This window comes from Runella sp. (genome assembly GCF_027484545.1).
Lineage (GTDB): Bacteria > Bacteroidota > Bacteroidia > Cytophagales > Spirosomataceae > Runella.
Genome location: NZ_JAIXST010000104.1, coordinates 1 through 10290, shown reverse-complemented (window position 1 = coordinate 10290; position 10290 = coordinate 1). Strand labels below are relative to the sequence as shown.

The 10290-nt window shown below is 43.7% G+C and carries 10 protein-coding genes; 4 read left to right on the top strand and 6 right to left on the bottom strand.

The window, feature by feature from the left end; translation table 11 throughout:
* Positions 1–256: 256 nt before the first annotated feature.
* A complete protein-coding gene (locus Q0081_RS09370; protein ID WP_298351882.1) occupies positions 257–1306 on the top strand; it encodes an agmatine/peptidylarginine deiminase in 1050 nt (349 codons plus the stop codon).
* Positions 1307–1400: 94 nt separating this feature from the next.
* On the opposite strand, the gene Q0081_RS09365 is transcribed toward Q0081_RS09370, so the two are convergent.
* Both Q0081_RS09365 and Q0081_RS09360 read right to left on the bottom strand, forming a co-directional pair.
* On the bottom strand, positions 1401–1913 hold the full coding sequence (locus tag Q0081_RS09365; RefSeq protein WP_298351879.1) for a peptidylprolyl isomerase: 513 nt from the start codon (positions 1911–1913) through the stop codon (positions 1401–1403).
* A gap of 43 nt (positions 1914–1956) precedes the next feature.
* Positions 1957–2484, bottom strand: coding sequence for a GNAT family N-acetyltransferase (locus Q0081_RS09360; RefSeq protein ID WP_298351875.1), 528 nt, complete (start codon positions 2482–2484; stop codon positions 1957–1959).
* 183 nt (positions 2485–2667) lie between these two features.
* Here Q0081_RS09360 and Q0081_RS09355 point away from each other — a divergent pair, with 183 nt between their 5' ends.
* Positions 2668–3837, top strand: coding sequence for an AGE family epimerase/isomerase (locus Q0081_RS09355; protein WP_298351873.1), 1170 nt, complete (start codon positions 2668–2670; stop codon positions 3835–3837).
* Between the two features lie 268 nt (positions 3838–4105).
* Here Q0081_RS09355 and Q0081_RS09350 read toward each other — a convergent pair whose 3' ends face one another.
* On the bottom strand, positions 4106–5818 hold the full coding sequence (locus Q0081_RS09350) for a hypothetical protein (RefSeq protein WP_298351871.1): 1713 nt from the start codon (positions 5816–5818) through the stop codon (positions 4106–4108).
* A 100-nt stretch (positions 5819–5918) separates the two neighbouring features.
* Between Q0081_RS09350 and Q0081_RS09345 the strand changes: the two genes are divergently transcribed.
* Positions 5919–7010 carry a DUF2891 domain-containing protein gene (locus tag Q0081_RS09345; RefSeq protein WP_298351868.1) on the top strand — a complete coding sequence of 364 codons (1092 nt, stop codon included), beginning with the start codon at positions 5919–5921 and terminating at the stop codon, positions 7008–7010.
* Here the strand turns inward: Q0081_RS09345 and Q0081_RS09340 are convergent.
* Positions 7004–7456, bottom strand: coding sequence for a carboxypeptidase regulatory-like domain-containing protein (locus Q0081_RS09340; protein ID WP_298351866.1), 453 nt, complete (start codon positions 7454–7456; stop codon positions 7004–7006). The two genes, Q0081_RS09345 and Q0081_RS09340, sit on opposite strands and share 7 nt — an antisense overlap.
* Before the next feature lie 69 nt (positions 7457–7525).
* Positions 7526–8515: a tRNA dihydrouridine synthase DusB gene (gene dusB, locus Q0081_RS09335; RefSeq protein WP_298351863.1), complete on the bottom strand. Its 990-nt coding sequence runs from the start codon at positions 8513–8515 to the stop codon at positions 7526–7528.
* A gap of 231 nt (positions 8516–8746) precedes the next feature.
* On the opposite strand from dusB, the gene metK reads away from it, so the two are divergent.
* Entirely contained in the window at positions 8747–10036 is a 1290-nt protein-coding gene (gene metK, locus Q0081_RS09330) for a methionine adenosyltransferase (RefSeq protein WP_298351860.1), read from the top strand.
* A gap of 129 nt (positions 10037–10165) precedes the next feature.
* Here metK and Q0081_RS09325 read toward each other — a convergent pair.
* Positions 10166–10290 (bottom strand): DUF3817 domain-containing protein (locus Q0081_RS09325; protein ID WP_298351885.1); only part of this gene is annotated, 125 nt, incomplete at its 5' end.

The window sequence follows — 10290 nt, the reverse complement described above, 5'->3', positions numbered from 1 at the left end:
TTTGTAGAGAATGAACTTAATAACAGGCCAAGAAAAAGACATGATTTTCAAACACCAAATCAAATTTTTAATCAATTAACTAACCATCAAGAAGTTGCATTTGTAACTTGAATCCTGCACTTATAAACAACAAATAAGTACTAAAAACAGTGCCAAACACCCTAAAAACAATCTATTTTTGCAGCCTTAAAAATAGAAAGCAACAACTAAGCGTTACGCCGCTTCAATAGATAAATAAGTCGTACTTTTTTATAATATGTCAAATCAACCGACGCCCAAACAAAGAGGCTATTTTTTTCCTGCCGAATGGCACCCACACCGCGCTACCTGGCTGAGTTTTCCGCACACTGAGGCTTCTTGGACGTACGAACGTCAGCCGAAAATGTTGCCTGCTTATATTGAATTTATCAAGACTATTAGTGAAGGGGAGAAGGTTTGTATTAATTCCCATAATGAATTAGTTCAGCAAACCATCAAACTTCATCTGCTCGGTGCAGGCGTGGACATGAATCAAATTGAGTTGCCTTTGCACGCCACCAACGATTCATGGTGCCGCGATCACGGGCCGGGAATTGTGATTAATCCCGAAACGAAAGAGCGTTTAGTTCTGAATTGGGGGTACAATGCGTGGGGCGGAAAATATCCTCCCTTCAACCACGACGACCTTATTCCCGTCGCTATTGCGCATTATTTAGGGTTGGAATATATCACACCAGGTATTATTATGGAAGGTGGCTCGGTGGAGTTTAACGGGAAAGGAACGGTCATGACAAGTCGAGCGTGTTTGTTGAACGAAAATCGTAATCCACACCTGAATCAAGGACAGATTGAGCAGTATTTGTGCGATTATTACGGGGTTGAACAAGTACTTTGGGTAGGCGACGGCATCGTTGGCGACGATACCGACGGGCACATTGATGACACCGTTCGGTTTGTGGATGAGGATACTGTCGTGACTATTATTGAAGAAAATAAGTCGGACGATAACTACGAAATTTTACAGGAAAATCTGCATGAATTGAAGCAAATGCGGCTTTTGAATGGCAAACAACTCAACATCGTGGAGTTGCCCATGCCTACGCCTTTGTACAGTGAAGAGGTACGACTGCCGGCGTCTTACGCCAATTTCTACATCAGCAACGCAGCGGTCATTGTACCGACTTTCCGTTGTGACAATGACCAACGGGCTTTGGATATTCTGAGTCAGTGTTTTACTGATCGCAAAGTAGTAGGAATTGATTCGACCGAAATCGTGTGGGGATTGGGAAGTTTTCACTGCCTAAGCCAGCAGGAACCGAGTGTTTAAGTATCGAAATGAGTGTCGAAGTTAGAGCGGTCCGCCGCGGTGCAGAGTGTCGAATTATTTTTACTCGACATTCTGCACTCTAACTTCGACATTTCTAATGTTCTACTCCGCCATGACCGTGTACGTGGCCGTGCTCCAGTTCTTCAGCAGTAGCGGGGCGTACGTCAATGACGTGACCTTTGAAGTGCATCTCACGACCTGCCAGAGGATGGTTGAAGTCCATGAGTACGTATTCTTCGTTCAGTTCTACCACCTGACCTACCAAACGGTGACCTTCTTCGTTGGTCATCGGAATCATATTGCCAATCTGAAGTAAATCTTCCTGAAATTCGCCATCCACCTTGAATATATCAAGGGGAAGTTCTGCAACGGCTTCTACGTCGTAGTCTCCGTATCCTTCTTCGGGTGAGATTTTAAAATCAAAACTGTCGCCTACCGCTAAGCCATCCATTTTATCTTCAAAACTATCGGGCAAACCGCTCATGCCCTGAATAAAATACATAGGCTCAGCTTCGCCGACGTTTTCCACCATTTGCCATCCGTCGGTGTCATTCATTATACTAAGTTCATAGGCCAATGCTACGACTTGATTGGGTGCTATTTTCATTGTGCTTTTTTTTAGCAAACGTACTGCTTTTTGAAAGTGATACCTAATTTGACTTCATTTTTCGCCATAAAATCAACCCATTTTCCTCGCTGATTCGCTCAAAACCTGCCCGCTCCAGTACGCGTTGTGAATTTGAAGCATCAATAAGTGTATGAGCAATAATCGCCTTGGAAAAAGAATGTTGGAAGACCCAATTGACCAATGACTCTAACGCTTCAGTTGCCATTCCCTGTCGACGGTAGTCTTGGTCGATGCCGTAGCCAATCTCCGTTTCTCCTTGGTCATTGGGCATACCGGCTACCCCAATTCCTCCCGCTACGCAATTGTCCGATTTGTGAACAATGAGCCAATTGGTAAACCATTTATAATTGGAGGCGTTGGCCGCGGTTTCAGGAAGCCAGTAATTGATAAGGGCATCGTCAAATTCATTTCGAAAGTATTCTTCCATCAACATAGGACGGGGAATGAGTCCCAAAGATTGTTGAAGTGCCTCATAATCAGAGGCGTGGAGTTGCAGTTGTTGGGTATTGAGCGGAATTAACTGCAAACGATTTGATTCTAAATAATACATTTGAAAGTGTTAGTTTGGACGTAAAACAAAAACTATCTCCTTTGCAGAACAATCCGCAAAGGACTCAATAACGGCTGAGAACCGTTACGCCACCCTATCAGGCATTAGGAAAGAAGAAAGCAGTTGCAGAGGCAATAGTATTAGTTTGCACAACAAAGGTAAAAAAAAATCTATTTTTGCCGTATGAATTTACTTGCGTACGCCCAACAATACCGTCAAGACCTGCTCCAACGCATTGTGCCGTTTTGGGTGGAATTTGGTTTAGACGCCGGCAATGGGGGTTATTTCTGCGTACTTTCAGCGAAGGGAGTAGTAATTACAACTGATAAATGGGTGGAGTGGCACGCTTTGCAATCTTGGGCATTTGCCAAATTATACCAATTTGAACCTCGGCCGGACTATTTGGAATTTGCTTGTCAAGGGGCTGATTTTTTACTTCTTCACGCGGCTGACGCAAAGGAAAATTGGTGGAAAATTGTTGATTCTACAGGGAGAGGTGTCTTAGAAGCAGTGGATAGCTGCCCGGAAGTGACAAGCGTCGCCGCTTGGAGTCTTTTGTACGAACTGACCCAAGAAGAAGCGTATGCCGATGCTGCAAAAAAAACGCTGGTAAAGGCATTTCGACGTCGTGAAAAACGCCTTCAAAAACGTGCGGAAGATGTACTTTCGGGAAGGCATCTCAAGAATTTGGGGGAATTGAGCGCGATGGCAAAAGCGCTGATTGCGGCTAAGAATGTATTGGGTGAAAAAGCATTTAAGGAAAAAGGCGAGGCACTACTACACGAATTAACGAAGCATTTTTGGGAACCGCGAGCCAATATTTTGCTCGAAAATGTATTTTCGGAAGGCGGTTATTCCGATTGTATGCGCGGGCGACAAATTCACGCAGGGCGAGTTTTTGAAGCATTCAACGCTTTTTATGATTTAACAAAAGAATTAAACAAACGCCAAGTACGTCGCCAATTGGCGCAACACGTTGCTTATTTGGCCGAAACCACTTGGGATGAAGCCTACGGTGGTTATTTTTTTTGGTTGGACGTAAAAAGCCTGCCAACTGTTGAGCCGGAAGCTTCCTACAAATATGCTTGGGTGCAGTTGGAAGCCTGTACGGCACTATTGCGAGCGTATCAAGTCTTGCAGGACCGTACTTTACTGAAGCATTGGTTACGAGTCAATGATTATATAGGGCAGCATTTTCCTGATCATTCATTGGAAGGGGAGTGGGTAGGAGTGCTCAGCCGTCACGGCGAACCCTTGGTAAATATGAAAGCCACTCCTGATAAAAGTGCTTATTACCCCATTAAAAACCTGCTTGAAAGCGCAACATTTTTAGCTTCGATAGGTGATAGTTGACAGTTCAGGGTTTGACTAAAATTATGGGGATTTTCCGCCTTCCCACAGACATCGGCAACAGAATAGGTGCAGAGCACCGCGCTATTTGTAGCAAAAAATAACAGGAAAAATGCAAAGGTGCAGCGCACCGAAATAAGAATATCGCGGTACTCTGTACCTTTGCAGCGAGTTATAACGACTTTCTACTTTCTACCGCACGGGCGGCCCCGAAATATTTCGCTGCTAAGCAGCTTTTAATAGAGGATTGATTGTCAACTTTATATATTTTTTAGAACGTTACTCTTCGCTGCGTATCAAGAAATTGATTTACACCATCTTGGCGCAGTAAAATATATAGGCCATAGTTGCCTTTCGCTACTGACGCCCGATTGAACGTTGCCGTAAAACCTTTGTCCCAGTACCAACCTCTTCTAATAAACGTTTTTAACGGTAATGCCTGCTGTATTCCGGCACCCATGTACGTATGTTGAAGTGATTGAAGGACGACGTAAGCACCGTCATTAAAATCCTTGGTAGGGCGAATGAAGTCTTTTTGATAATTGATGTATAAATTGTTTTCGACAAAATAAACGGAGTCTAACTGGAAAACCTTTTTTCTTTGTAAAGGCTCAGGATGCTTTTCTTGATCTTTGAAAAACAGATTAGGTTGATACAGTTTTTGAAGTCGTAAAAAATCTTCTCCTGTTAAGTCAAACATTTTAAGTCCCAATAAATCAGGGTTATACATGGAATTGAATTCTTGGGCGACGGCCATGCGTCGGTTATTGACAGCGGGAACTATAGCGTAATAGAGTATGAGCAAATTGAATAGCATACTTACGCCAATTGCTGAAGGTAAAAACCATCGGAAACGCAGCCATTTTCCCCAATTCAGCATCAGTAAATAACCGACAATGAGCAACCAAGTAGGGTACATTCGATAGCGACCCTTGAACATTCCGATAAGTCCGTCGCCTTCTGCGCGTTTAAAAACTACCCCCAGAGCTGATAAACAGACAAATAGAAATAAAAATAAGGCAAATAGTTGTAATTGATTTAATTCAAGTTTGAACCGTTTGAGTTTTATATTTTTCATTAACAGTCCTACAATTCCCCCAAAAAGCAGTGCTCCCCAAGCTACTGATAACCATATTGACAGCGAAGAAGGGGCGTACACGTTGAAATTGGCGGAGGAACCGATGAATGCAAAAAAACAACTCAGCGCTAAACCATAATTTTGAGGATTCGTTAAATCCAAGCCACTCGGGGAGGCGTGGGCGCGGGTAAGTGAATACAGCACCATGGTAAAGATGAAAAAAGCAACTGTTGCACCTAAATCGCGCCAACGACGGGAAAGGGCTAAAACAAAACCGCCAATGAGGAAAGTAAGCAGGCCGTTGCCGTAGGTAAATGTGGCAAAAAGGGAGAAAATAAGTGCCCAAATCAATCCAAATTTACCAGTTTGGGTATAGAAATAGCCCGCTGCCATGACAAAAAACAACAAACCGAAATTCCCTAAAGAACTGGTTCCCCAAAAAATATTTTCAAACGAATGAACGCACAGCAATATCCAACAAATGGGAATGAAGTAAGCAAGGGAAGAAGGGGCAAGGGGCAAAGGGCGAGATGCAGAAGAAACAGCAAAATGCAATTTTTTAAACACTCCGAATAAAAAAACCAATTGCGCCACCCACAGCACGTTGCTGAGAATCATTAAGGTTTTCAGATTCACAAAGCCCGTTGTCCAATAGGAGAGGAGCACTGCCAAACGAGTGAAAACGATACGGTGTTCGGGAAAGCCTACCGTCAGCCAGTCCAATTTCTCGCGCCAACTAACCGATTGTTGCCATTGCTCAATGATTTGCAATACGTGAATGTCGTCATACGCTACGTAATTGACATTGAGTGCAATGTTCTCAAAAAACACGATATAGATGACCAAGGGCCATACGCACAAGGCAAAGACAATACGCTTTTGGAAGGAAGGAGGAAAAAAAGCCATAGACAAAGTTAAAAACGGTTAAAATTAGTAAGTTCGTGGGCGTTTTATACGATATTAAAAGTTAAAAGTAGAAAGTGAAAAGTTAATACATTGACAATCAATGAGATATTTAATTTTATTCCTGTTATTTCCTGCAGTGGCAATTTTTGCCCAAAATCCTTACCTGACTACTCAAAACGACCAACTGCGTCTGACGCTGGCGGGTGCGTCGTTTTTGGCAAAATTGCCTCTTCATTGTATTCATACCGAGTATCCCAATAAAACGGGTCACGCCATTGAAGCGGAGCCGGATGCTAAATTGACCCCCAAAGAACTGCATCCTTCCTTTTACGGCTGTTTGGATTGGCACTCGTCCGTTCACGGGCATTGGATGCTGGTCAAATTGCTCAAAACCTTTAAAAACCTGCCCGAAGAAGCCCAGATTCGTCAGATTTTGGATGATAGTTTTCAGGCTGCAAACATGAAAATTGAAGCGGATTATTTTACCAAATATACGTTGTCAAAGACCTTTGAGCGCACGTATGGTTGGGCTTGGATACTCAAATTGGACGAAGAATTGTACACCTGGGACGACCCGCAGGGCCGTCAATGGCATCTAAATCTGCGCCCTCTTACCCAACAAATTCTAACTCTTTGGACGAATTTTTTGCCTAAGCAAACCTACCCGAATCGCACGGGTGTACACCCAAATACCGCCTTTGGGTTGGTTTTTGCGCTTGATTACGCTCGAACCGTCAAAAACACGACGTTTGAAGCCCAAATTATTGAAAAGGCAAACTACTTTTATTTGAAAAATACCAATGTGCCGGCCATTCAGGAGCCCGACGGGTCGGATTTTCTGTCACCGAGTTTGGAAGTGGCCGATTTGATGCGTCGTATTATGATTCCTGCGGCTTTTTTGAAGTGGTTTAACGGGTTTATGCCCGCGGCAGGACTAAAAAATGTGATGCAGTTGCCCATTGTCAGCGACCGTAACGATATGCAGATTGTCCACTTAGACGGACTTTCGCTGAGCCGGGCATGGTGTATGAAAGGAATTGCTCAAGTATTGCCCAAAACCGACCCGCGTCGCGCTCAACTACTCAAAAGTGCACAGAGCTTTATCAATACTACGTTACCGCAAATTGCCAATGGAGGCTATGGAGGGGAACATTGGCTGGCGTCGTTTGCGGTGTATGCCTTGGGTCAATAAACGGCGGCGTAGTCAATCACAAATTCAAATGTATCCCATTTTCCTTTGCGAACCTGTACGGGATTGATGTTCATGGCATCATCGAACAGATTGGCGTAGAAGCCTTTTTCTTCTTTGGTAAAAAGTGAATAATAACCCGGAGGCAGCAACACCGAAAACAGTCCTTTCTTATCGGATTTTACTTTTTTGACCAACTTTGAATTGATTTTTCGGTAAAACCCGCCTTCTTCGGCCGCTTCGGTTTGTTTACTGGAAGTGAGTTCGTAAATGTAAATTTCGCGCACCACGGGCGAACCTTTGGAAGGTTTGACACCCGGACCGGGCATTAGATTGCCTGCTTTCCACAGCACTTTACCGTTGATGCCCTGCGTTACCTTTTTCTTTTGGGCAAAAGAAAGGGTAGTAAAAAGGAATATCCCCAAGAAGAAGCCGATTTTGGAAGTCATTTTAAGAGAGGTTATCTGCAAAATTAGCGGAGTACTAATTTTGCAGATAACGAAGAGAGACGTAGAAAATTACACGGTTTCCAACGAATACACGTCTGAAACTTCTTCCAAAATGTCGTTGATTTCCTGATAAGACATGGTTTCTACCAATCGCATTCGGAAAGGTTTGAAATTGTCCAAGCCTTTGAAATAAGACGCATAATGACGGCGCATTTCTACGATACCAGTGCGTTCGCCTTTCCAGCGAATAGAGAAATCCAAATGTTTACGGCAAACACGTACCCGTTCGGCTGTCGTAGGCGGCGCAAGGTGCTCGCCGGTACTCATAAAATGCTTGATTTCATTAAAAATCCACGGATATCCAATGCTGGCGCGGCCAATCATGATGCCGTCTACTCCAAAACGATTACGATACTCAAGCGCTTTTTCGGGACTGTCAATGTCGCCGTTTCCGAAAATGGGAATGTTGATGCGTGAATTTTCTTTGATTCTACCAATTAAAGTCCAATCAGCATCGCCTTTGTACATCTGTACGCGTGTGCGTCCGTGAACGGTAAGTGCTTTGATACCAATGTCTTGCAGGCGTTCGGCTACTTCCTGTATGTTTTTGGTAGAATCATCCCAGCCGAGACGGGTTTTGACCGTTACGGGCAAATGCGTTGATTTTACAACAGCTTCGGTCATTTTGACCATTTTGGGAATATCCTGAAGCAATGCGGCCCCCGCTCCACGGCAGGCAACCTGCTTAACGGGGCAACCGTAATTAATATCAATCAAATCAGGACTTACTCGTGTGGCAATGCTGGAACATTCGCCCATGGTTTCGATATCGCTTCCGAAAAGTTGAATTCCGATGGGACGTTCGTATTCAAAAATATCGAGTTTTTGCAAACTTTTGGCGGCATCGCGAATCAACCCTTCGGACGATACAAATTCGGTGTACATTAAATCGGCTCCGCCTTCTTTGCACACGGCCCGAAAGGGTGGGTCAGAGACATCCTCCATGGGGGCCAACAACAAAGGAAATTCGCCGAGTTCTATGTTTTCAATTTTTACCATTGTTTCTCTTAATAAACAGTTATCTGTGTATCGGTTATCAGAATATCAGTTTTAGCCGAAAAAGTTGTACGGACAACGGTTAACTAATAACCATAAACCGATAACTAACTCCAATAAGGAGTTACAAATTTCGCTCTTTTTTCTTTATCTCTAAAAATAACCTAAATTTGCTGCCTTAAATTCAATCTTGACAAATTCGTAAATCATACTTCGTAAATCACAAATAGTATAATGCCGTATCTATTCACTTCAGAGTCTGTATCGGAAGGCCATCCCGACAAAGTCGCCGACCAAATCTCGGACGCCCTTATTGATCATTTCATGGCGTTTGACCCCACATCAAAAGTAGCTTGTGAAACCCTCGTGACTACGGGTCAGGTGGTGTTGGCGGGTGAAGTAAACACGAAGACGTATTTGGACGTTCAGCAAATTGCGCGGGATGTAATCGCCAAAATCGGTTATACCAAAGCGGAATACATGTTTGAAGCCAAGTCATGCGGGGTACTTTCGGCCATTCACGACCAATCTGCGGACATCAATCAAGGGGTTGACCGTAAAACGGCCGATGATTTTGAAAGTAAAGCAAACGCTCAGGGAGCCGGTGACCAAGGAATGATGTTTGGTTACGCAACCCGCGAAACCGACAACTACATGCCATTGGCGCTGGATTTGTCGCACAAGATTTTGGAAGAGTTAGCGGCCGTTCGTCGCGAAAATAAACGCATTAAGTACCTTCGTCCCGATGCTAAATCGCAGGTTACGATTGAGTATTCTGACACCAATAAGCCCATTCGGATTGATACTATCGTTGTTTCAACGCAGCACGATGATTTTGCAGAAGACGAAGTGATGTTGGCCCAAATTCGTAAAGATATCACTACGTACGTAATTCCGCGCGTGAAAGCTAAATTGAAGCCTTCGTTGCGTAAACTGTTTGACGGACAAATTACGTATCATATCAACCCAACCGGAAAATTTGTGATTGGTGGTCCGCACGGAGACACCGGCTTAACAGGCCGTAAAATCATCGTAGATACTTACGGTGGAAAAGGTGCTCACGGTGGTGGTGCTTTCTCCGGAAAAGATCCTTCAAAAGTAGACCGTTCGGCTGCGTATGCCACTCGCCACATTGCCAAAAACTTGGTAGCAGCGGGTGTTTGTGACGAAATTTTGGTTCAAATTTCGTACGCAATTGGGGTAGCTAAACCTTGTGGATTGTACATCAATACTTACGGAACTTCTAAAGTAAAAGGTGCAAACGGAAAGAAATTGAGCGATGGCGAAATTGCGACCATTGTAGAAGGTGTATTCGACATGCGTCCTTACGCGATTGAGCAACGTTTGAAACTGCGTAATCCTATCTATTCAGAAACAGCGGCGTATGGTCACATGGGTCGTGAATCAAAAATAGTTACTAAAGTATTTGAAAACGCTGGCCAACGTGCCGAAAAAACGGTTGAACTCTTTACGTGGGAAAAACTGGACTACGTAGACGCGGTTAAAATCGCTTTTGGATTATAATTCTTAGTTTACAGTTTATAGTATGCAGTTTACAGTTGAGTGTAAGCAGCTCACAGACAGATAAATAGAAAATCCCTTCAAATTGATTTTTGAAGGGATTTTTTGTGCTGACGGAAAAACTGTCAGCCATTAATCTTCCCGAAACAACTTCGCATCGGCCCAAAATGTACCGAAAGGAATGATGGAAGCAAGCAACGCCAGCGCCGTTTTTTTGAAGGGCCAATTGTATTCAATTTTGCTTTGAACAACGGCCA